Source organism: Nocardia sp. CDC160 (genome assembly GCF_035818795.1).
GTDB lineage: Bacteria > Actinomycetota > Actinomycetes > Mycobacteriales > Mycobacteriaceae > Nocardia.
Genome location: NZ_JAYKYT010000010.1, coordinates 1 through 23,518, shown reverse-complemented (window position 1 = coordinate 23,518; position 23,518 = coordinate 1). Strand labels below are relative to the sequence as shown.

Below are 23,518 nucleotides of genomic sequence, written 5' to 3'. Positions count from 1 at the left end.
TCTCGCCTCAGATATTCACCAAGGACGTTTCATCTCCAGGTTCGGCGTATTCGATGACGCCGATCACGGGCGGGCTGTCGAGCTCAGGAATCTCTTCCTGAGCACCCGGGTCGATGACCTTCGATGGTCGCTTCTCGTCGCTGTTCCGGCGTCGCCGCAACGTATCGGGAGCACTGACGCCGCCCTGCGCACCTCGAGCCACCGGCGTCGGCGAAGGCTCAGGCTCGTCGGCTACGCCGAATATGCCACCGGAGCGCCGCGCCCAAGTGGTCGGCATTCGGAACCCGTTCGCCGCACCGGATACCGCCGCCAACCCACCGCGGGCCACACCGAAGGCGACGAGGCTGCCTCCACCGCCGTTCAAACCCGCCAGGGTCGGCGAATAGGGCGAGGTGCCGAAGAAGCCCTGCTGCGCTTGATCTGCGTTGCCGAATCCGTCGGCACCGGCCGCGGATGAAGGCTGCTGGTCCGAAGCCACTTGAGGTTCGGCGCCCGCGCCGGGATCCGGAAGACCCACACTCGGCGAAGAGAACAGCGGGTCCGATCCAGAGACCGGCGTGGGAGGCGGAGACGGGGAAACCGGAGTAGGAGGAGGCGGTTGCGGGGTAGGAGGAGGCGGTTGGGGGGTGGGAGGGGGCGGCGTCGGTACCACCTTGTGGACGATCGGTCCGCCGAATGGGTTTCCAACTGTCGTGGTCGTGTCGACCGAACGTGTCAGGTCAGCCAGCAGCGTAGGCAACGTCGCGGCCGCGCTGCCAGAGTCAGCGATCGAGGGGGCCGGCTGCGGCGACGGCATCGACTGCAATGCCGCGGAAGTCGCACCGGCATAGGTCATCATGGTGGCGGCGGCTCGCATCCAGAGCGCGCCGTAATGGATCTCGTTGAGGGCCAGGGGTATCGCGTTCTGACCCATATTGGTCGTCATGAGCACTGCCTTCGTCACATGATTGACGACCAACTCGGCAGCTATCTCGATCATGCTCGCGTGCGCAGCCTGGTACGCCCCGGCTGCGTTCCATGCCGCGCTGGCCGTCTGCGCAGCTATGGACGCTTGCTCGCGAAGCCAACCACTATAGATACGAAACCTCTCCTGCGGAGGGATCGATGTTGGTCCCTGCCACGCACCCGACAACACCGCCGTCGAACCGTCCGAATTATCGGCGGCTGTCCCCAGCGCTGCTGCCATGGAAGCGTAGGCACCGGCGGTCTGCAACATCGGCGCCATTCCTGGTCCGTTCAGGATCAACGCGACATTCGTTTCCGGCGGCGTTGAGCCGAACGTGACGTACTCGACGATATTTGCCAGCAGGTTGGAACGCTTGGCCAATTCCGAGAGACCTAGATCGAATGCCAACTCGAGCGACATCGGCGAAGACACGTTATATTCCTTACGCCTGTGCGCCTATAACCCCGGAACCGACTTCCGCTCCCCCGACAACGTCCGCAGTCAGATAAGTCGTGCTGATCGGCACAAGAACTTGCGCGCCTTCGATCAGATGATCGACACCCACCGTAGTGCTGACGTAATAGGGGACTGCATAGAAGCCGAACGCCATAGCGGCAGTGGTGCTCACCAGATCCGCAGCGGCAGGGACAGGAGCACATCGTGGCACACACGCTCCGACTACCGATGCCAAACTTGCCGCATTCGTGGTCTGGCTCGCACTGACGCCAGGAAGTTGATCCGGAATGATATCCAAGGCCATGGGTCGCCTCCTCCCAAGAGCACGCTCGATGCGAGCGCTACAGGGGAAACGCTAGGTTATTCCCAGCAGTGGGAGCACTCGGTAGGAGTCCGAATCACTCGCTGGCCCGCAAGAGAGCCGCCTGAACGAGATCACGACGCGAAAGCAGCGGCTCGACGAAAATCCCCCGTCCGACAGGTTGTTTGGTCGCCTTCACATCGCCCAGGAGCATGCCGTCCAACTTCGAGCCGTCCATGATCAAGCCCGACGAATTGAGATTTTTCATCTGCCCGAGGACGTTGTCGTAGAGCGCAGTGTCGGCCTGAGCGATGTTCCGTGCGGCGATGATATGCAATCCTGTGTCGCGAGCATCGACGATGATGTCCTTCAATGGTTCCAGGGGGTTCATCATGCTCCGTTGCGCGACCATATGATAGTCGTCGATTACCACGAATATTTCCGGGCCGCTCCACCAGGAGCGCTCTTTCAGCTGTTTGGAAGTGACGCCTGCTGGAGCGCGTCGGCTGCGCATCTTGTCCACAAATGCCGGCAGGCCCGCGGTTACCTCACGCTCGCTGGTCAGATAGCCGATCAGCATATCGTCGGGAACTGCATCCAGGTGGCGACGCCGATAGTCGATCAGCAGTACTCGGGCCTGGTCGCGATCGAACTGCAGGCGTATGGACTCCAGCAAAGATGCCAGTACCGTCGACTTACCGCATCCGGAGGACCCGAGCACGATCATGTGGGCGGAGACTCCGAAGTCGATCGCGGCCCGGCTGAGATCTGATTCGCGGATACCGAACGGGACGACCAAACGTTGTGCCAGAGTCGTAGGCTCGGCTATGCCGCTTCGGATTTCGTCCAGGCCGATCCGCACAGGCAGCAATCTGACCTCAGGAGCAGAGCGCCCCGCGAAAAACCTGTTCCGCTCCTCGATCGCGACCGCGAGTCCAGCACCCGCAGTATCCGGATTGCCCTCACCGTCGTTTCGAGGCAGTGCCATCAACATGTGCAACGCGTCGGTTGACACACAGCGGCCGGGACGATTCGCCGGGATCGCACTGACCACGCTGCGGTGGGCGGTGAAGACAGTATCGGTCAGGTCGCCCAATCGCATCTCGATCCGTGTCTGCAGCAGATCCTTCACCGCCGGACGGATAGCAGCCCATCGCGAACTGCTGATCACCAGATGTATGCCATAGTTCAGCCCCTGCAAGGCGATCGACTCCATGACAGGCATGTATTCGTCGAAAAAAGGCCCGGTGACGGCAAACCCGAGGTCCCACCCATCGACTACGACGAACACATCGCCATGGCGATCCCCACGGTCGGTCAACTCGGCGGACTCGTGCGCAGAGCTACGGCGGCGCCGGAACTCCCGCATACCGTCGATACCCAACTCGGCGAACAACGTCTGGCGTTGCGTGATGAGACTAGTGATCAGGGCGAATGTCCGTCGGATCCGGTCGATGTCGCGCGCCGTCGCCACCGACCCCACATGGGCGAGGCCGCGCAGCCCCGACAGACCTCCGGAGAAATCGAGACAGTAGAACTGGACTTGCTCCGGAGTGTGCGTCATCGCCGCGGCGATCACCAGAGTTTGAAGTGTGGTCGATTTCCCGGACTGAGGTCCACCCACCACCGCGACATGGCCACCAGCCCCGGATAAATCGACCGACCAGACGTCCTGACTCTGCAGACGGGGCTTGTCGATGACAGCAAGCGGCAGCCGCAGCGACCCGGGGACCACTTCGGCTACGAGCTGATCGAGAGTCGGAGGGATGTTCAACGGCGGCAACCACATCCGGTGGGCCCGCTTGCCATGCCCCGCAAGCTGCTGAAGGACCGTCTCCATCACGGTCACCGGCTCTCCTTCTGGAACGTCAGCCGCCACCGCGGCAAGCGCCGGCTCCACCGGGCGAACATCGACGACCGGCGCGGAGGTGAACTCTTGCGGCGGTCGGTATCCGCCGCCCGCGCGGCGGGCCCGCTGAACGTCCAGAGCCGACGCTTGCGTTGGTGCGATGTAGGGAGCCCCGACATACGCCGCTTGGAATCGCTGCAGGTCACCGGACCCCGCTCGCAGGTATCCGGATCCGGGCTTCTTCGGCAGATGGTAGGCGTCGGCGGTGCCGATAGCGTCTCTGGAATCGCTGGTTTGATTGGTGCGCAACGCTATTCGATACGACAGATGCGCCTCCAGCTCACCCATCCGGCTGGCCGGAACCTTCTGGGAAGCCAGTAGCAGATGGATGCGCAGTGACCTGCCCAGGCGGCCGACAGCGACGAACAGCTTGGCGAAATTCGGGTACTGTTCGAGCAGTTCGGCGAACTCGTCGAGAATGATCAGCAGCGTCGGCAACGGTTCGAACCTCGCGCCCTGCTCGCGGGCGCGCTCGTAGTCCGCGACACTGGCGAAATTGCCGGCATCACGCAAGATCCGTTGTCGCCTGGTCATTTCGCCACTGATCACATCCTCCATACGGCCGACCAGGTCGGCCTCTTCCTCCATGTTGGTGACCACGGCCGTGACGTGCGACAGCCGATCGAACCCGAGAAATGTGGCGCCGCCCTTGAAATCGACGAGCAGCAGGTTCAGATAATCTGGCGAGTGGGTCGTTACCGCTGACAACACCAATGTCCGGAGGAATTCGGACTTCCCAGACCCGGTGGCCCCGATACACATGCCATGCGGGCCCATTCCGTCTTCGGCGGACTCCTTGATGTCCAGGTAGACCACGCCGCCGGCTGGGTCGTGGCCGAAGGGAATGTTGAGCCTTGCCCGGTCCGCATCGCGGATCCGGGGCCACTGGCGATCGATGCGTAATGCACCAGGGTCGGGGATGCGCAGCATGTCGGCCCAGGAGGCGTTGCCGGCTTGCTCGGCCGCCACCACCTCGACCACGCTGGACAGCCGATAAGGCGAAATACTGCGCGCCAGCGCGGTGATCGCCGAAGCCGACATCTGATCAGCGACCCCGATTCGCCGCACTCCCCGCTGAGTGGCTTCCGACAGCGACCGGTCGCTGTCGACGATGAGCCGGAGCTCGCGCGGCAGGCCCTGCTCCGCACGACCAAGCCGCACCCATGTGCAGCCGTCGACGCCCGAGATGTCGCGCTCGCTGGCAGGCCCGGTGACGTCCACGATGAGGATGTAGTGCTTGCGATCCAATGTCGGCTGATTGTTGGGTGAGAAGGGTCCGCGGTTGAGCCCGGCAAGCAACCTGGTTCTCAGTTCGGCAACGGTGCGATAGACCATTCGGGTGGCCCCGATCGCATCGGTGTCAGTGGGATGCTGCGTGTGCGGCAACCACTTCAGCCAATTCCATTGAGGTGCATCGGGGTTCGCGAGCACGGCTGCGACAGCTACCTGATCGGGCCCGTGCAGAACCATCACCTCGGCGATCATCGCCCGAACCAGACCGGCCACCATATCAGGATCACCGTCGAGACCTACTAGAGGCGCCGACAACAGATTGATCGCCACCGGCATGCCACCGACGGTCGAATAGGCCTTCGCGAACCGTGTCAGCTCGACCACACCGACGGGATCCAGATCCGCTATCGGAGCCGCTTCCGGGACGATCACCCGCACCTGGTTCGCGATCCTGCCCCTGCCGATTCGCACCCGCAAAAACTGCTGACTCGAGACTTGCACCTCCCACATCCGTTTGCCGCCAACCAATCTCGCGAGCTCGGCCGGGCCGGGGTGGGTGTAGCGCAGGTAATCGTGCAGCTCGTTCTCCGACTTGTGCACTGTTCTACGGTTCTCAGCGAGGCTGCGCAGATAGTCCTTGCGGTCCTCGTTGAGTGCCGCAGCTCCCGCACTACCGAAGGCCCCGCCCATCATGCTGAATACCGACACGAGCATCATCACGGGGAAGAACAGCATGGTCGGTGAAACCGCCCCACCCCGGAACATCATCACCATCATCCCGGCCATGCCTGCGAACATCACCACAGGCATGATCGTTCGCAGCCGCGAAGCCGGTATCGGCTTGGGCAACTCGGTTGGCGGCTGCAGCCGTAGCTCTGTCACCGCAGGCGCCTTGGGGCCCTTCACAATTCGAGCCGGACGCACGAACCGCCGAGTTACGCTCACGACCCACCACCCAGCCCCACCACCACCTTGTCCGGGGGGAGGCCGTCGTGTGCGACACGTGCATCCCGCTGAGATAGCGCTGGTCCGATCGCGAACAGCGAAACGATGCTCCACGGCGCACTGACCGGCGAGTGTAAGGCCAACGCTGTCAACGTGGCATCGCCGCTGGACTGGGCTTGCGCATCGATCCCGTACCGGACTCCGCTGTCGGAAATCCAGTACAGCGATTCCCGCAGGGGCGAGCTCGGATCTGCCCCGGTGACCTGAACGAACCGGCCAGTGCCGCGCGCCATAAAGGCAGCGTCGGCAGTGTTCCCGTGCGAGGTCGACGCGGTCACCAGATTCACAACCCGGTTTTGGTCCTCGGAGGGCAGCGGTAGCTGCCGACCGACCAACAATCCCGTGACAGCATGCTGATCACCATTATTCGCCCACGTGTAGCATGTAATTCCGAATTCGTCGGGATTCACAATCCGAACCTGCCGTGTCGGGAAGGTGGCTGTACCGGGCCAGTTGCCAGGCCGTAGATCGGCCGCGATCACGTCGGGCCGCACAGACATCGCAGCCGCCGCTCCATGCGAGTCAGCGTTGCGGAATATCGCTGCAAGTACCGGACTCACCTGCACGAATCCCGATTGTGATGCAACATAGTAGGATTGGCCGTGATCAGGGGTGGCTGTCGTGACCACAGTGCCAACGTTGACCGGCATTCCCGATGCCAGCGTCATTGTCGACCCGGCACCTGGCACATCGGGTACATGGATCGGCGGCGTCTCGGGGATGGCATCGAGCAGGCCTTTGGAGGCGGGCGAGACCGGTGACGTGGCATCGATCCCCAATGCGAGTGTAACGGCCGAATCAGCCAGATCGACTGCAGCACGTACGATCTCACCGTCGTGATCGACGTAGACAAGCCAGGTGGTGGTGTCGTCGCGCAAAAGCCGCGCCTCATCCACGGCCAACGGCCGTGTCGTGGAACCGTTCACGATGAGTGGACTGCCGATCGCTGTGGTCAATACCGCGGGATGGACGATGGTCGGAAGGCCCGTTTGAGGATTCACCGGGGCCGCCGCGCCTGTGCGAGTGGTGTCGCACACTGCCCACGACGAATTCCGATCGCCCGAGTCGACTATTGCTAGGGGTGCCCCGGGTATCCCCACAAGGGGACCGTGAGGATATTTGGCCAGCTCGTCGCTCGATACCGGGACTGGGTCATCCGGGGAGCCGACGATCAATCGTGCCGAGGTCAGGTTCAAAGCCGGATACAGTCGGTCACCAATGTGCACGTAGAGTGCGCCCGTGTCTTTCTCGGCGACAATTCGCGAATCCCCGATCTGTTTGGCCGGCTTGAAGAATGCCAGCACCGCAGATCCGGCGAGGACCAGACAGGCCAGCGCGAGCCCGACCGACAGTGCAGTCGATCGTCCTCTTTGAGGATCGTCGATCATCGACGCATCGCGATGAATCAGGGCGTGCTCGATACGCCGCAGCAAAAAACGCCACCCTGAGATCTGGTGTTTGGTGACTACCCGAAAGCGCGCCACAACATCACGCGATCGGTGCCAGGCCTGCCAACGCTGCCGTCAGATCCGACGCGGCGATGGTCATCAGCTCTTCGTTCGTCAATTGGGTGACGTCGACGCCTTCCCGAGTGAATCGGTAATCACGCTCATCCTGCGCAGCCTCGATCACGTTGCGTACGAATCGACCGTTGCCGGCCAAGTCGATCATTCGACGACCATCACGGGTCTGCCCGAGCAACTCCGAGCACCGGGCACGCAAGACTTCGGCCGCCGAGGCGGAGAGGATCGAATCCTTCTTGCCGGCAATGTGATCGGCGATCTGTACCAATTCGTCGACGTTGTAGCTCGAGAAGCGGACGCGGCGGGTGAACCTCGATGCCAGCCCCTCATTGGAGGCGAGGAACCGATCGATCTGGTCCTCATATCCCGCGATGATGACGACCAGCTTGTCTCGGTCGTTCTCCATGCGGGCCAACAGCGTGTCGACGGCTTCCTTGCCGAAGGCATCCCCGCCGGACAGGCCCTCCTGAATCAGTGAATAGGCCTCGTCGATGAATAGAACCCCACCGAGCGCGGAATCGATCAGTGCGTTGGTCTTGGGCGCTGTGTGACCTAGATGAGTGCCTACAAAATCGGTGCGCGATACCTCGACTACATCGGCGTTCTGAACGACGCCGAGTCCCGCGAAGATCTTCGCTATCACTCGGGCGATAGTGGTCTTTCCCGTGCCTGGTGGCCCCGAGAAGATCAAGTGGTGCGAGCGCGCGTCCACTGTGAGCCCGCGGTTGGCCCGGACTTGATCCAACAGCACACCGGACTTCAAACGATCGACCTGCTCTTTGACCGACTCCATACCGATCTGCGATCGGAGCATTTCCGATGCTTCGGCCAGCAGTGACTCACGCCCGCTGCGGGCCGCTGACGCAGCAGCCTCTGCTGGGTCGTCACCGGACCCGGGGTTCCATTGGTCGGTTCGTGAGGCAAGTATTTCGGCGGTGGTGATTTCGAGCAGATAGCTTCGATCACGGACGGCGCTTTGCCACTCCTGACGTTGCGACCACAGCGCCGACCCCTGCAGACCCTTCAGCATCCGGTCCGCGGCTTCGTGGTCCCCGGTGTGCCGCAACAGCATTCCGAGCAAGAAGTGCGCATCGGCCCAGATGTAGGAGAGATTTCCGGAGGACGAATCATCGACCACGCGCCGCGCGGCCGGCAGTGCTTCGTCGAAGCGGCCCAGGTGCGCCAGTGCGCGGGCGTTCATCAATTGTGCGGCTATCTCCAGCAATCCGTCTCCGAGTATCGGCTTCGATGAGCGCGTCGAAATGACATCGAGCCATCGCCCGGTCCGGAAATACAAAGACATACGCACGAACTCGGCCACATCGTCGCGCGGAATCTGGTCGAGAACCGCAACAGCTTCTTCCCATTCGCCGTCTGCGGCGTATTGACATGCCTGCGCTATGGCGATCTGGTCACGATCGGCCATCGTCACCCGCAACGCGTAGACACCGATCTCCACCTGGCACCACAGGGATCGATCGACCAGTCCAGCCCGCTGCTGATCTCGATACAAGTTGTGCATCGAGCGATACGCCCCGTAGATCACCTCACCGGTGACTTCGCCCGCCATCGCCCGGCCGAGCCAGGCGTCGCACATGTCCGGATCCAGATCGGTCGCCGCGCGAAATCCCGCTAGAGCATGCTGCTCGTTCCGTACTCCTCCAGCGATCAACCCGAGACTTTGAACCCCGGTATAGAACGCGTCCTCGGCCGCTGACAACTCGGGCTTTCCTTCCGCCGATCTCGCCTGACGGAACCATAGACAGCCGGACCGAGCCGTCGGCGCGACGATGTCCCCATCAGTGGGGAGTGAGTAGCGGATTTGCAACGCACTGACTGTCGTTGTTCTATGTGCACCTATTGACTGTGCCGCTATTCGCCGATACATTGTATTTGGGTTGCTGATCCCTCATCTCGACAACCCGATCCCACTGGTGGCGGTTACTGGGGTGACGCAGCGGTTACCGCCGCCGACTTATATCGAGCCGCGTTGGTCAGGGACTCTTTTGCACGGCTCGTTCGGAAGTGGCCGGTGCCGACACGAACCACCGGCCACTTTCCGGTGCGGCGAGAGCTTCTCGAATCCGCGGAGTGATCACAGCACCCGCACTACCACAGCTTTCGAAGGCATCGGTGTCCAACGCACCGACGCGCCGGAATGCGGTGCCTCGATGACCATTCCATGGCCGGCGGCGAGCTGGACGTGCTCAGGCCCCCGGGCGCTGAACGACCCGGCCGGGAATACTAGATCCCCTGGGCGGACATCCTGCATCGGTACTCGGACACCACTGTGAATCTGGTCGTAGGTAGTGCGCGGAAGTACAACTCGGCCGTCAGTCGCCCGAGCGACCGCATACTGTGTCAGCCCCGAGCAATCGAAGCCCCCGCCACTTGGACCATGCACTCCACCGCCACCCCAGACGTACGGGCTGCCCAGCCACGAACTCGCCGCCCTCACGGCTTGGCCTCCCGCGGTTCCATTTGATGGCATCCGGAAGCGACGACGCGATCGGCCTCTGCGCGGCGACGCGCTGTGTGCGTTCGAGCGTGTCGACCGCCGCAGCGGCTTGGCTGCAGGCACGATCCGCGCAGCCTGCCGTCTTGATTCGGCCGTGTCCGCGTCCACCTGCCGGGTGACGTTCGAGATCGCAGTCCCGGCCGCATCCAACAGGGCAGGTCCGCTGAACCGCGTGTCACCGACGGACGCGATGGCCTGGATGCGAGTCCGGAAGTCGACGAGTTGATCGGTGACGAGTTTGCGACCAGCCAGCACTGCGCCACCCGACTCCGCGACGGCCTGGTTAACGAGAGCGTCGCTACCGGTATGCGATTCGGCGAGCGATGACTGCAGCACTCGAGCGTCGCCGTACCCGTTCGCAGCAAATCCACTCAGGCCGGAAATGAGCTCCGCGACTGCGGGAACTGCCGTCGCGGTACCGACCGCGACGGGAAGCCCTTCGCCGTAAAGCCCGAGCAATGCTTCGAGTATCCCCTGCATACTGTCCGTCACGATCGACGACATCCGATCGACTCCGTCATTCGTTCACCGCCAGTGCCAACCCGTCCGAGCTCCTGCTTCCTTCGATAGCAGTAGATCGACTATGCCGGAATCAACCCGTCGATCGACGCCGCCAGTTCCCAATCGAGGGAAGATCGGAAAATAGAGACGAGATCGAGGAGGCCACGATTATGGTCAGTGATGCCGCTGCAGGTAATGGACACTACAAAACGGTGGGACCGTTGGCAGTACCGCCAGGTGCGTCGCCGGCCCTTCAGACTCTCATCGGGTTGGCCCAAACAGAAATCCAAACCGCAGTCGACCTGCTCGGGCAGGGTGTGCCGATGCTGCCTCCGAATGTCGATGACCTAATACAACCTGTCACGTACGAAGTCCTCAGCCGCAGCCAAGGCACCGTTGAATACAAGCAGACCCTCGCCGAGATACAGGAGCGACAGACACGATTGCGGCTGCTGGACGACCAAGTTCCCAAGATGTCGAAAACAGTCGCGGCCAATAACGGTGACGCGATGGCCTACATCCAGAATCACGTCGACCAACTGAACAGCGACTTGAAATCCGTCGGTGCCGCAAAGCTCACCAGCGCGCAGGAAACCGAGCTGCTCGGAAGAATATCCGACACTGTCCAAGGCATATACAGCCAAATCTCCGCTATCGCCCAGAGTTACACCGTCAGCCCCGGTGGTTCTGGGAACGGAGACTCCGTCGCCACTGGCTCCAACGGCGGTACCGGCGGCGACAGCTCCCTCGGTTCCATCCTCCCGATGCTGGCGATCGCCGCTGCGTCGATCGCAACACCACTGATCGCTGCGATACCTCAGTTACTCGAGCACAAGGATCCATCGCGTAAGGACGGCACAACATCCGACGGCACTGATCCGGCTGACCCAACGCCGACCGACCCCGCGAGCGATCCGAACCCGAAGAACCACCCCCAGGCCGTCGACATCAGCACTGACCGCTCGGACGAGAACGTCACGGGTTCTACGGCACCGGCCACACAGGCCGAGCCTGCAGATGTGCTCGCGTGATCTCGCCCAGAGACTCCTCTGGGCGTAACGGCTCAGTTCACAGCGGGTGGATGTGTACTCGAGGAAGGCGCCGAGATGCTTGTGGCGTCGTCCGGGAAGGCGCCGGTAGGGTGCCTGTACCCCTGGAATGAGCCATAGTCTTTGCTGGGTGGGTTGTTGGGGTCGAGCGGAATCGGGTTTCCCTGATAGATGACCTTCAGCCCGGTGTCGTCGTGCACCACCAGCGCGCTGCCCTTTTCCCACTGGATCACATCCCCGGTTCGAAGCTGGTCACCGCCGATCCAAGTCCATGGCTTGCTCCCGGGTATTTCCTCTCCGGTCGTGCCCTTATAGGCTTCCACCGCGTTCGAACCGTTCGAGTCAGCGAATTCAGTGTGGATAGCCTTGTCCACTGCCGAAGGTAGGCTCGATGTGGCGTTGTCAGCCGCTGCCGGGCCCGCTGGATCTGATTGACCGGGTGCATCTGCCGACTCGTTCGCCGGTGGGGTTTGTTCCAGGCCCTGCGCGATGGGACTCCTACGATCGGACTTGTCCGGTGTGTTCTTTTGACTCGTTGTCTGTCCGACCCCCTTTAGAGCTTGCTGAATAATCCCGGGAAGCGTCATGAGGGTCATCATCATCATCGGGTTGAAGCCCGAGCTCGCCGGAGCTCCTGTACTACTGGCTGTGGTGACGCCCGAATCTGTGGTGGATTCTGTTGGGGATCCACCCGAAGGTTCACCATTGTTCGATCCTGTCGTCGGCGTCGCTGCAAGCGCATCCGCTAGAGCTTGGATAGCTGCGGCGGCCGCGTTGCCGGTAGTTGTGGTGGTATTGGTGGCATCAGGGTTTATCCCCAGATCAACGGGATGGAACGTGGTGTCGCCGCCACTGTCGTCGACCTGGTTGCTACTGCCTGCTCCGGGCGTGGAGTCGCCCGGAGTATGTTGGTTTCCGGCGTTGGCAGGGGGCGCCGCAGACGCTGGAGGAGGGGTGGGATTGCCTACCTTGTGAGACGAAGGATCGATGGCGGGGTCCGACGGCGTCTTCTTCGCTGCCTGACTCATCTGGTTCAAGAGGTCGGTCACCTCCTTCTCGGCACCCACCAACAGTGTTCCGACACCATTCATGAGGCCCTGCTCGATCGGCGGTGGAATGAGGTTGTTCGCCGTTTCATTCCTTCCGAACCCACCGATCTGATCCATTGGATGCACACTACTCAATTCAGCCGACCTCAATAACGTATTGAAGACATTCCGAAGAGCGTCGATTGCCTTCAGCGTATTCGAGATCTTGCCCGGTATTTGATTTGTATTAGTCGCGACGTATTGATGATTCGCATGGATTTGATTGACGATGTTCAGGATGTTCGCCTGATTGGCATCCAGGGCGCCCAGCATGACGGAGTGGTCCGTGGGGGACAACAACCCGCTGCCGACGAGTGCCTCGATCGGGTTTCCCGATGTCTGCCCGGACGGGATGGGGACGGCCTGCGGATTATTGGTTTTAAGTGGGGCGATGATAGCCGAACCGACAGTCTCACCTACATTCAGCAAGAATCGCAATTTCTCGCTTGCGCCGAGCGGGTGGTAGAGAGGAAAATCCGTTGCATAACTCGAAGGGTCGTTCAGATCGAAGCCGGCGTTCAGGCTGGTGGGGAGATAGGTACCCACATTCGGGGCGGTAATGACGGCTACGCGGCCGTCCCGGGTCAACTGGAGACCCAGGTTGTTCGATATGTTCTGGCCATGCAAGAAATCGCCGTATAGGTTCTCAATCACAGCGCCCGGATCACCCATCGCGCCCAGTACGGCGAGGTCAGGTGCAGCGATATAGAGATTTCCTGTCGGATCCACTCTTAGGTGACTGGTCCCGCCACCGCGGGTGGCGAAGTCCAGGGGAGAGATCAGGGTCGGAGTCCATGTATGCAGAACACCTCGCTCAGCGCTTGATAGCACGAGCTGTCCTGACGGGTAATACTTGAGGGTGTAATCGCCGTTGCGAAGGTACTCACCAGCACGTAGCGCATCGCCGGGGCGGAGAACCGAGGCATCCTCCTGCGAGTCTGATGCGGGAGAGGGCGGATCAGAAGCAGGCGGCATTGGACTCGTGCCATTTGAGCGCATGCCCGACACCGAGATCAATGGATTCAATGCGAATCCAGGCGATCCAGTCGGTTGCGCGTTCGGCGAAGGCGTCGGATTGGGATCAGACGGCGCCGAAATTGGTCCATTCGAAGTCATCGCGGCGGCTCACACCATTCCGGATCTTTCCAGTGATCAACTACGCGGAGCGCCATCAGGACCCGACACTTGCGTCGGAATCCGGTGATTCCGTCGTTGTTCGTTGTCCCGCAGGTTGTCGCACGGACTCGCCCGCGACCGTGATGGAGCCGGGTACTGGTGCCGATATCAATGGGGGTGCCGTGACGAACGCTGGATGCGTGATCACCTGATCATGTGCATAAACCGCGTCCCGAAGACTCTGCCGATTCGATTCGCCCGCCAGTCCGAGGACCAACTCGTTGCATCGCCGTTCGAACACCACCCCACGCAACCTCCCTGCGGCGTCGTCGGCGCGAACCTCACCGAGCGCCACCCGCCCAGCATCGCTACGAAGCGAGATCATCGCCGCGACAAGCATGGCGTCCTCATCGCGCAGTTGCTGCCACAAGTCTTCCCCGACCGCTTCGCCAGCGCGGAGCAATCCGAGGATCCGGTCTCGCAACACACGTGCACCGGACGACTCCCCCGATGCAGGCACTGACCGCGCTAGTTGTACATGTGCGTCGACCGCCAACTCCACACACCGCCATCGAATGGACGAGTCCCCCGCCATTGCAAGGGATTCCAATGCGGTGGTCGATCCCGTCAGTCCGAGACGATCAGTTGTTCCGGCTAGTTGCGTCCGCAAGTCCACGTCGGACGATGGGTCAACTGGCCCCTCCATCGCCACGTCGGACATCGCGGCTCGCAGACCAGGGTCGATTGAACTCGAAGAAACCAACGCGGTCATTCGAGCGTTGGCCTTCGCACCCCATGCTGTCCCAAACTCGGCGAGTATGCGTGCCGGGTCGGCGATACCCTCCCACGGTGGCCCGGACTCTTCCCACCCGAGCAGGTCATCCCATAGCCAGGGTGTCGATACCTGACGTGGGAGGAATAGCCCAGCCGGCAACCACCCTCGCCCCTCGTTCGACGTGAGGAAAATACCCGCACCGTCGGGACCACGCATCGCACAAGCGGCCCATGCCATTCCGATCGGTGAGTCCGTGGCCGCCAGCACGCTTGCGAGCAACGTTCGAACCAGTATCAGATCACCATTCACTTCGCCCCCGACAATGTAGGCAGGACGGGCGGCCTTCTCTGCGGCTGCGGCGGCAGCCGCGGCGAACGGTCCGGAAGCCGACGTCGATACTCGAGCACTACTCACCGGCGCAGCGACTCCCGAGGATGGGGCCTGATGGATACGGCCTTGCCCCGCGCCGACGGTGGCGGGGCCGCCGCTGGTTGCAGGACCACCAGCATCGGGACCACTGGCAACAGGCGGCGGAACAGGACCGATGTCGGTCACGGATCCGGATTCCACGCTGTTCGGCGGGTTCAAAGGTATGCCGGTCGAACTCGCTTGCGTATCGGACAAACCCGGTATCGAGGTGGTTCCTACAGGTGCATCGCTTTGTCCTGTCGGTTCTCCACCTGGTCTGATATTTTGCCGTGCTGGACCCCCATCAGGCCCCGTAGAGCTGGCATGTAAGGTCGGTGGCGTTGAGATAGCGTGGGGCAGCGGCGATCTGGGCGACGACAAACTCTGTCGGGTGTCCGAGCCCGGGAACTGATCACTGGCGTTACGGAGAACGGCTGCGCCGTCGTGATCGGTCTGTTGATACGCGGCAGCGGCCTTACGCAGCGCGTCAGCGGTGTTGAGTTGCTGTTGGCGCAGCTGCTCACCCGCGCGTTGCCGGGCTGCGTAATAGCCCTTGAGCGCGACATACACCTGATGTGAGATGGTTCCGTATGTGGGAATGAAGTTGTCCAGCCACTCCTGCGGAGGCTTCGACCACTCGCCAATATCGCCTGCTGCAGTCTCATGATGCTGCGCCAACAATATTAGATCCTCAGGGTTCATATCTATCCCGTCAGGCATACCGCTGCATCCTTTCCGCCTCGGGCCATTCCATTGTCGATCCTTCCCAATGATGGCGATGTTGGTAGGACGTTCAGGTGCGATCACCTGCGGTCTGCCAGATCATTCGATGGGTGACTTCACGATCACCGACGCCGGTCCTGCGTTGCGCGCAGCGACATTCCGGTTCCTGAACGACGGGTGGTCGACAACATGAATGTGCGTGTACGCCACGTCGCGAAACAGCTGCTGTGACGGTTTCTCCGACAGCAACAACACGAGTTCGTTGCAACGCCGTTGGAATGACAACGCGCGCATTGCATTCAGATCCGCCAGAGCATCAGGCGAATCGCGTATTTCGCCTAGCGGTATGCGTTCTGTGTCGATGCGCCGCAGAATCGTCGTTGCAGCCAGCAGGTCGTCGATGTCACGTAGTTCATCCCACCACCGGTCCGGGATCGGTCGGCGATCATCACGGAGAGCACTCAGAATCCGCTCCCGCAGCCCCCGCGTGCCGAGCAGCTCCACCGAGTCGGCCACCATGGATGACACCAGAGCATTCGCGTCCCAAGCCATTTCGAGACATCTGTGACCGATCAAAGTTTCGGACACGGCTGCCGCTCGATTCGGATATCGTTGCGTGATCAGAAGCCCGAGTCGGTCGACCTGGTCGGCGCCTGCGGTGAGCGGGTCCGACTCAGGAGTCCCCGTCACCCGTTCGTCGACAGGCACGTGTCCAATCTGTCGACGCAGGCTCGGTGTGATGCGTTGAGAAGAAGCCAAGGCAGTCAGGTGGGCGCCAAACTGTTGTCCCCATACCAGTCCGAACTCGGCGAGTACGCGCGCTGGATCGGAAAACCCCTCCCACACAGCGCTGTCCACCCCCGACCACGACCACGGCATCGACACCTGCCGGGGCAAAAGCACGCCCCGCGGAAGCCAGCCGCGCCCGTCATTCGATGTGACGAAGGCCTTGACGCCATCACTGTGCCGCATCATCGATACGGCGATACCAAACCCCACCGGCGGGGAGTCCGCCGTTGCCAGGACTCCGGCCAGCAGTCTGCGCGCCAGAATCAGATCACCGTCGGCTTGCTCGCCGACGATAAAGGACGCAGCTGGTGTCGTCGGCGTCCGCGACAGTTCGGCGGCTTCTGGATAGCTATTGTTCGTGGATCTGGAAGCAGCGATTGCCTCGGAAACTCGGGACGGTACGGCGAAGAGCGTTGGAGTTGTTGTCATTTCGCTGGGCTCTGCGGGTGTTGTGGACGAATGGTCTATCGGTCCAGCCGCACCGGCCTGGGCGGATCCGCCTGCGCCGCCCAGGCTGGGCACTCCCAGCAAGACTGCGATCTCCCCGAGCTTTCGACTCGACAAAGAATGCACCGCCAAGGCGTCGTTGACCGCGTTCGCGACATCGATTCCCGCACGGGAAATGATGTGAAACAATTGATCCCGCACCAGAGAAGCGGTGTCGGAATCCGCTGTGCTGCCGGCGGCTGGGCGCACTATCGCGCGGATGCTGTGCGTCGCATGATCGACACAATCGAGGATCCGATTGCGAGTCTCCTCGACCAGATCTGCGCTGTCCCCGAGCACGTCAGCAGTCATCGACAGTGCATCTGCCACAGCTCGAGAGTCATTCGTTTGCGCCCACATATCGTTCTTGATCGGTTGCAATCCCATACTGGATCGCCCACGATCGGCGAATTCACGCCAGGCCTGTTCAACGCCATCGGTGTCCGGCACGGATCCGTAACGGATGGAGGCCGCGAGAGCCCGCAACACGGTGGGCGAAATCGAGGGCCAGTTGTCGCCGACGATTGCATCCCAGTATGGGCTGCGAGTCTCAAGATCCATTCGACCGATTGATCTCCATCGCGGCTCGAACATCTGTTTCGTCCAGCATGCGCGCCGCGCCGACAGCCCGCCCGTATACGGCCGCTGCGCGTTGGTCGCGGGTCGACAGAGCCCGGAGTAACACGGCCCTCATCTGATCGAGATGCGCGATGATCGCTTGATCCAAGGCCGATTCCGCCCACTCGTCTACCCAGAGCTCCCGAATCGCTTGCCGCACAGGGTCGGAGGCGAGCGCGACCGTGCTCGAGAATCTCGCAGCAGCCGCAATCACTTCATCAGGCTGGTCGACATCGAGTGTGATGGGCAGGGGCTCCCTGCTAGGATCACACACCTGGAGAACCGAATTCGGAAGCCTCTGCGGATCGGTAGGAGGCTTCGGTCGGCAGGTCGAACGAGTCGACGGTATACGCCGAACTGCCCTTGTACTCCATCTCTGCCCGCAATCCGACCCGGGACTTCAGGTGCGCAAGCCGTGCAAGCCGGACAATTTCATCGGCTAGCCAAGCGTCACCGTTGTCCCGCGCTTCGTCGGTAATGTGCAGGCCGACGACTTCACCATCGCGGTTACATGCGACGCCGACGTTGTTGTCCGGGTTGAACACCTCGTAGGTGAGCTGTCGCCAATCAGGTTCGACGTCTTCGTGATCGAAGTGGTCCGGACGGGCTCGATCGATGGCGGACATCAGTCGCCCTCCATAACATGTTCGGGGTGCCTCGTAACTGTCATGCCTGCGACCAGCTCGGTCCAGGTCTCGTCGTGCATCCTCAACACCGACCGGAGCTTCCAGAATCTGGAACCCAGATACATCTCAGCTGTTCCGTCCACACCCAGATCGAGGTGATCGGTCAGGTTCTCGGAGTGATTGAGGATGATCGAGGTGATCGGCGGCCGTGAGTCATCGACCGTGACGATTGTGCGTCCGCCAGGGATGAATGTATGGCGCAAGCGCGGTTGACCCGCGATCGCCAGGTATGCGCAGTTCGTCGTCAGAGTGATCTCCGGGTTGAGTAATAGCTGTAATGCCCAGGCTCGGGCGGATGACTGCGGCTGATCGCCGTTTATCGCCACGGTGTTTGCGACCGCAAGATCAACCACCAGAACCGACTCGGCGGTTGTCACTCCGACAGCGACCAGCCGTCGAGGAGTATCGGCTGGCTCGGGTAGGTCGTCGACCGCCAGTGTCAGAGCATTCGATCCGGCGTCGGATGCCGAGACCGGAAATGCGGTAACCGTCCCGGTCTGCACCTCGACGGTGTAGGCGACAAGAGGATTCGAGCGAGCGCTCGCGATTCCGGCCAGCCGGGCCAGACCGTCGTCATGTAGCCACTGCACCACGTCGGCGATCGTGATTGCCGGACTGTCGTTCATGAATACTGCCCGAGCTCGGCCGACGCCGAATCCGAATCGACCAAGGGCTGATCCATGATGGCGCGATACTGGCGCCCCGCATCCTGGGTGCTTTCTCGGATTGCAGCCATGATCTCGGCGATCAGTTCGGTGTTGTCGAGCTGCGCCGTCGTTCCCGGCACCAGATACAGCCCGGTGAGCCTGCCCAACGCATCGACCTCTGGGACCACCGCGCCGCTGGGTGAGGGCCTGCGGGCCCGTATCCCATCTATACGCTCACGCAGGTCTGCGATCTTGTTGCGCAGCTCGCGTGCGGCGTCGAGGGCCGCCTGAACATCGGGATGAATATCGGTCACGAGGATCCTCCAGGGGTGGTCGGCGACTGGCTCGACATAGGAGTCGCCGGAGTCGCGAGCGGCGCTATCGTCGGCTTCTCGCCGATCACAGCCTCGGTATGTGGTGTGTCATCGACATACATCAGACGATCGGGATGCCATGCGACGACCCGTGCACGGTCACCGCCGCTGGCCCCTTGTGTGCCCATGCCCGGTGTCATCGGCATGTAGGGCATGTAGGGCGATCCACTCGCGGAGCGACCAGCAGCCGCGGCTGTGGTCGTTGTCGACAACGGTTCGATCACCGCCGCGCTCGGCAGCGCGGCGTTCGGAGCCCCCACAGGGGCAATCATCGGCAGCGGGCCCACCTCGACCGACTGCGCCGGATCTGCGGCAGGCAGACTACCGGGATCAGCGATCGGTGTGTTGTCGTAACTGCCACCGATGTCGGATGGTGATGGCCCACTCGGATCGATGTAGTCCGCGGGTAGATAGTCATTCGGATTGTCCGCGGATTGGTCGGAGTTCGGGTTGAGCGCGGCTAGGCCACCTGTGTTCGTGTTCATTGCACTCATCAGCAGCGGCAGCATCTGCTCGAAAGAGCTGAGGTCACTTCCACCGCCGGAACTTTGAGGAGCCTTCGGTGGATTCTTCGTGTTGACCGTCGTGGTGTATTGGCCGATCGTCTGCGCCGAACGGCTTTGCTGCTCTTGAAATTTCGCCAGTGCATCTTGGGCAGCGAACTCGTTCTTCGACCGCATCGCCGCCAATAGTTGCTGACGCGTAGCGATGATCTCCTGCGGCGTCGGATGGTTCGCCTTGGCCGTTGCAAACGCCTGCCCGTACGTTTCGATCGCATCGATCAGATCCGCCAGATCCGAACCGAGCTGATCGAGCCTGCCACGATGCCGACCCAGCTCGGCGACGGCACTGGCGCCCACCGGTGTCCAATCCTGCAGGACCGCCATCGCATTGTCGATGCCGCTGGTGGCCGCGTCATGGGGTCCAGCGAGGAAATTGCGGACGGCACCGGCGAATTCGATCGCAGGCCCGGGTCCGGGACCACTGTGGAGTTGTTGTGCAAACACCAACGGATCGATCGCCCCTGCCAAGGACGGGAACCTGAACGCTGGCGGCTCTATCTCAGCTGACCGTTGCGGCGGCCCGACCGGATTAGAGAGCAGATCACCGTTGCCCCCGTTGATAATCCGAGCACCCTCCCCGTCGGTTGCCCTGTAGTCGGCCGCTGAAGCTCCCGCTCCGAATGCAGTCCGATGGGTATCCGCCAGCACCGCGAACAAGCTGTTACGCAAGGCAGATGTCTGTTGGTTGAGATCGGGCACGATCGTCGCCGAGATCGGATCGGCACCGGCGGGCACAACCCATCCGCTATACATGGCCAATGTCGTCTCACGCGCCAGATCGGCAAGTCCCACCGCGACTTCGGCGAGCCTCTGCGGGTCGACATTCAACGTAGCCACGGTCTCCTCGTCTCATCCGATCGCTGGAACCGCAGGAACGGCCGACCCCAGTGCAGCGCTCGCCTGATCGACCGGTACCGAGGGATCGGAAGGCATCGCGGTGGTGCTCTGATCTGCTGCCTGCCCGACGCCATGGGGTCGCACGAATCCGGCAAAGTTGCCGAAATCACCAGTCGCGTTGGACATCTGGGGTGCAAACGGTTGCAAATTTCCATCGACAATGACATCGATACTGCCGCCGTTGTCCGGCCAGACCACAGCGATGGCGGTGTGGTTATCCCAGGTGGCGACACAGCCGGTCATCAATTGAGACGGATCGACCGGATCTCCGATGTGCTTGCTGTCGGTCCATTTCGCCGACGTTGCCGCGTAGGCTTTCTGCGCATCGGTCACATCGGGATTGCCCGAGAAGGCCGCATGCAACGCCTGAAAGACCACCGGCAAGACCCGCTGTGTCCGTCCATCCGGGAATGGGAACGGTATGAGACCGTCCGGTCCCGGCGGTGGGGTCGAGGCCGATGGTCCGCCCCCAGGTTGCGTCGTCGAAGGAGCTTGCGCGGGAGTCGCCGGCGCAGGCGCTTGTGAGTCCGACACCGGCTTCACAGATTGGTTCGGCCCGGGTGGAGCCGCGACGTTCGGCGCCGCGGCCGCCAATTGCGGACTGCGGTCGAAGTTCGGCGGTGGTACGGCTTGCTCGCGTGGGCCGTTGAGCCCAGGGTCGGCTTCGGACCGCTGCTGCATGGCTTGACTCAGCAGCGTAGGCAGGATCATCGAACTCGGGTCCATTGAACCGAGCGGAGAATCGAGGCCATTCGCTCCTGGTGCGGCACCCTGGTTGTTGACGCCTGTAGACGGCGGAGTCTGGTCAGTGGTTGGGCTGACGGGTTGATTGCCGAGCGAGGTTTGGAGGTTGTCGATCGCTTTTTGTATTTGGCCGCTGACATCGTTCGATGTCGGATCGGACGGAGCGCTCGGCACTGCGGGGGTTTCTGGTGTAAAGGGATTAGAAGTAGGATCCCAGGGCCAGCTCGGTCCGGATGGCGGGGTTTTTCCCTGACCGGCCTGCAGCTGGTTGACTATATTCGTCAAGTCCGCAAGCTTCTTCTCGATATCCGCGAGATCTCCTGCGGCATTGCCGATTGAGCCGCTTGCTGACTGCACGTCGTTGAGGAGGTCTTCCATTATTCCCCTGGCTTGCTGCACTCCGTCGTTTGCGTAACTCAGGATTCTGGTGTTCATGTCCTGACCGTACGCGGGTGGTTGAGACGCTTGTGTGCTTAGATCCAGGATCAGAGTTTCCATCTCCTTCTGCGCCGCTTCCCGCTTATCGGCCAACCCCTTCACCAATGGCTGGATTTTAGCGTCCAACGCCTGCATCGAATCGAAGGACGACTTCAACTTCTCTGCCGCAGGTAGATAGCTGTCAGATAGCGCCGAACCTCCAGTGCCCCTGATTTCGGCCATATCAACCTGCGGAACAGATCCCTTGGACGGGGGCGGCGTCGTCGATCCGCTACCGAAACTCTCCCAATCCCTGCGCAGAATTCCGTTGACGCCTTCCTCTGTATCGTCATCGAGCCAATCTTCGACGGGAGGCGAGATCGACAACGACTTCGGCCAGAGAGGGTTGTACTGATCCGGAACCAACAGCAACGGCATCGTCACGACGACACCGTCCCGCTGAGCGAGTCAACGCGCGACAATTTCATCGGTATAGCTGCTGCCGAATTTGCCCCTCTATATTGCACACCCGCAGGACGAGTCGGAAGGCGGGCAGGAAGTTCGTTGTTCGAAATATCATTGTGACTCGAAACATCAGGCTGAGATTTATTGCTTGGTCTTGCGTCCGGCGTCAACTGACTTGCAGCCGCGCTACCCAGAGCGGAAAAAACGATTCGCCGGCCCCTCCCATTTAACGCCCGGTTGATAGACTGCAAAGTCGCCCGTCCAACTGTCCGGGCGGCCGCTTGACCGGCGTGCCGAGCGGCCGTCTTGGTCATGGCCTTGCCAATCCCCCAACCACCCAATGCGCCAAGACCGTCGACTGCTCCCGCCTTGAGACCAGCGCTAACGCTGCCGGTTGTAATACCAGTCCAAAGCCCACCGACCACCGCTCCGGCAAGCGGTGCGGCCACAAAGCCAATGACCGGATTAGCATCGAGGAGCTCTGGAACGACGTCCCCGGCAGCCGTCGCAGCCCCGACGACCATGTCCTTGAGCCAGCCCATGGTCCACATCCTTCAACTCTGTAGCGACAGCGTGGCCGTTGCATTCCGAATGTCTAGTGGGGCGCGGCCCACCTGCGGTGACCTCATTTTCGGTGATTCCCATGTTTGGGAATCACAGTCGAACGCGCACTCGCGAAGATTGGGTGTGGCTTGTCGCTACCAGCAGCGGCAACAAGTAGTCGGAGGGCTTCCGCGGCCGGAGGAGGCAGCATTGTCAACTGTGGGATCGAACCAGTGGCAGGCTATCGCCTACCACACACCGCGTTTCGGCGGATGCGCCCGCTCAGCGATCACTTCTCACGCCGTGGTGATGACATGACCGACGTGGCTATCACGGACACTGAAACTGATAGTGCTGGCACAGCTACGGATTCACCTGTCAGCCAGATATCGCCATGGACACACCGTCGCGGTGTCCGCCCACAATCAGTAACCTCGTCCGTCACAACACCTCCACTGTCCAGTGACTCGTCCCCGGAACCAAGGCGCGATCCAACGGGTGGTGGACAAGGCATCCAGGCGATAAGCCGGCAATCTGCAAGTCTTCCGATCTCACCAGCGTCTGCCCCGCCCTCGCCCATCGCTGGACTACGATCCGATACGGACGCAGCCGTGTTTTCGGGTTCTTTGGGTGTGGTGTCTGGTTCTGGTGGGTCGAGTGGGTTGGTTGATCCGCAAGCGGTCGAGGCATGGGCACCGGTCGCCGAGCAGGCCGCGACCGCCACCGCGACCGCGGCCG

Annotated in this window: 17 protein-coding genes and 1 pseudogene; 3 read left to right on the top strand and 15 right to left on the bottom strand. The window is 61.8% G+C overall.

Annotated features, from left to right (window positions below):
* Nucleotides 1–7 precede the first annotated feature (7 nt).
* The 6 genes from VMT40_RS36895 to VMT40_RS36870 all read right to left on the bottom strand — a co-directional run bounded on the left by VMT40_RS36895 (nucleotide 8) and on the right by VMT40_RS36870 (nucleotide 9,864).
* The gene (locus tag VMT40_RS36895; RefSeq protein ID WP_326364303.1) at nucleotides 8–1,378 is read right to left on the bottom strand and encodes a PPE family protein; all 1,371 of its coding nucleotides are present in this window, start codon (nucleotides 1,376–1,378) and stop codon (nucleotides 8–10) included.
* A 10-nt stretch (nucleotides 1,379–1,388) separates the two neighbouring features.
* Entirely contained in the window at nucleotides 1,389–1,706 is a 318-nt protein-coding gene (locus tag VMT40_RS36890) for a PE domain-containing protein (protein ID WP_326364302.1), read from the bottom strand.
* A gap of 94 nt (nucleotides 1,707–1,800) precedes the next feature.
* Nucleotides 1,801–5,727 (bottom strand): type VII secretion protein EccCa, encoded by a 3,927-nt coding sequence (eccCa, locus tag VMT40_RS36885; protein WP_326364301.1) that lies wholly within the window; start codon nucleotides 5,725–5,727, stop codon nucleotides 1,801–1,803.
* A gap of 59 nt (nucleotides 5,728–5,786) precedes the next feature.
* Nucleotides 5,787–7,334 carry a type VII secretion protein EccB gene (gene eccB / locus VMT40_RS36880; protein ID WP_326364300.1) on the bottom strand — a complete coding sequence of 516 codons (1,548 nt, stop codon included), beginning with the start codon at nucleotides 7,332–7,334 and terminating at the stop codon, nucleotides 5,787–5,789.
* 4 nt (nucleotides 7,335–7,338) lie between these two features.
* Nucleotides 7,339–9,093 carry a type VII secretion AAA-ATPase EccA gene (gene eccA, locus VMT40_RS36875; protein WP_326364299.1) on the bottom strand — a complete coding sequence of 585 codons (1,755 nt, stop codon included), beginning with the start codon at nucleotides 9,091–9,093 and terminating at the stop codon, nucleotides 7,339–7,341.
* A 375-nt stretch (nucleotides 9,094–9,468) separates the two neighbouring features.
* On the bottom strand, nucleotides 9,469–9,864 hold the full coding sequence (locus tag VMT40_RS36870) for a C40 family peptidase (RefSeq protein WP_326364458.1): 396 nt from the start codon (nucleotides 9,862–9,864) through the stop codon (nucleotides 9,469–9,471).
* A gap of 698 nt (nucleotides 9,865–10,562) precedes the next feature.
* Here VMT40_RS36870 and VMT40_RS36865 point away from each other — a divergent pair.
* Complete coding sequence (locus VMT40_RS36865) at nucleotides 10,563–11,423, top strand: hypothetical protein (RefSeq protein WP_326364298.1); 861 nt, start codon at nucleotides 10,563–10,565, stop codon at nucleotides 11,421–11,423.
* 32 nt (nucleotides 11,424–11,455) lie between these two features.
* On the opposite strand, the gene VMT40_RS36860 is transcribed toward VMT40_RS36865, so the two are convergent.
* On the bottom strand, nucleotides 11,456–13,258 hold the full coding sequence (locus VMT40_RS36860; RefSeq protein WP_326364297.1) for a hypothetical protein: 1,803 nt from the start codon (nucleotides 13,256–13,258) through the stop codon (nucleotides 11,456–11,458).
* 268 nt (nucleotides 13,259–13,526) lie between these two features.
* On the opposite strand from VMT40_RS36860, the gene VMT40_RS36855 reads away from it, so the two are divergent.
* Both VMT40_RS36855 and VMT40_RS36850 read left to right on the top strand, forming a co-directional pair.
* A complete protein-coding gene (locus tag VMT40_RS36855; RefSeq protein WP_326364296.1) occupies nucleotides 13,527–13,733 on the top strand; it encodes a hypothetical protein in 207 nt (68 codons plus the stop codon).
* A gap of 108 nt (nucleotides 13,734–13,841) precedes the next feature.
* The gene (locus VMT40_RS36850) at nucleotides 13,842–14,168 is read left to right on the top strand and encodes a hypothetical protein (protein ID WP_326364295.1); all 327 of its coding nucleotides are present in this window, start codon (nucleotides 13,842–13,844) and stop codon (nucleotides 14,166–14,168) included.
* Nucleotides 14,169–15,266: 1,098 nt separating this feature from the next.
* On the opposite strand, the pseudogene VMT40_RS39470 reads toward VMT40_RS36850, so the two are convergent.
* The 8 genes and pseudogenes from VMT40_RS39470 to VMT40_RS36815 all read right to left on the bottom strand — a co-directional run.
* Nucleotides 15,267–15,530: pseudogene (locus tag VMT40_RS39470) on the bottom strand (type VII secretion target); the annotation flags it as partial.
* 120 nt (nucleotides 15,531–15,650) lie between these two features.
* A complete protein-coding gene (locus VMT40_RS36845) occupies nucleotides 15,651–17,387 on the bottom strand; it encodes a hypothetical protein (RefSeq protein ID WP_326364294.1) in 1,737 nt (578 codons plus the stop codon).
* Nucleotides 17,388–17,710: 323 nt separating this feature from the next.
* Nucleotides 17,711–18,070, bottom strand: a complete 360-nt coding sequence (locus VMT40_RS36840; protein ID WP_326364293.1) for a hypothetical protein — start codon at nucleotides 18,068–18,070, stop codon at nucleotides 17,711–17,713.
* Entirely contained in the window at nucleotides 18,070–18,756 is a 687-nt protein-coding gene (locus VMT40_RS36835; RefSeq protein WP_326364292.1) for a hypothetical protein, read from the bottom strand. The genes VMT40_RS36840 and VMT40_RS36835 overlap by 1 nt, the downstream gene beginning before the upstream one ends.
* The gene (locus tag VMT40_RS36830) at nucleotides 18,753–19,091 is read right to left on the bottom strand and encodes a hypothetical protein (RefSeq protein ID WP_326364291.1); all 339 of its coding nucleotides are present in this window, start codon (nucleotides 19,089–19,091) and stop codon (nucleotides 18,753–18,755) included. The genes VMT40_RS36835 and VMT40_RS36830 overlap by 4 nt, the downstream gene beginning before the upstream one ends.
* Nucleotides 19,088–20,551, bottom strand: coding sequence for a PPE domain-containing protein (locus VMT40_RS36825; protein ID WP_326364290.1), 1,464 nt, complete (start codon nucleotides 20,549–20,551; stop codon nucleotides 19,088–19,090). The genes VMT40_RS36830 and VMT40_RS36825 overlap by 4 nt, the downstream gene beginning before the upstream one ends.
* Before the next feature lie 12 nt (nucleotides 20,552–20,563).
* Nucleotides 20,564–22,216: a hypothetical protein gene (locus tag VMT40_RS36820; protein ID WP_326364289.1), complete on the bottom strand. Its 1,653-nt coding sequence runs from the start codon at nucleotides 22,214–22,216 to the stop codon at nucleotides 20,564–20,566.
* Complete coding sequence (locus tag VMT40_RS36815; RefSeq protein ID WP_326364288.1) at nucleotides 22,213–22,779, bottom strand: hypothetical protein; 567 nt, start codon at nucleotides 22,777–22,779, stop codon at nucleotides 22,213–22,215. Before VMT40_RS36815 ends, VMT40_RS36820 begins: the two co-directional genes overlap by 4 nt.
* Between the last annotated feature and the right edge of the window lie 739 nt (nucleotides 22,780–23,518).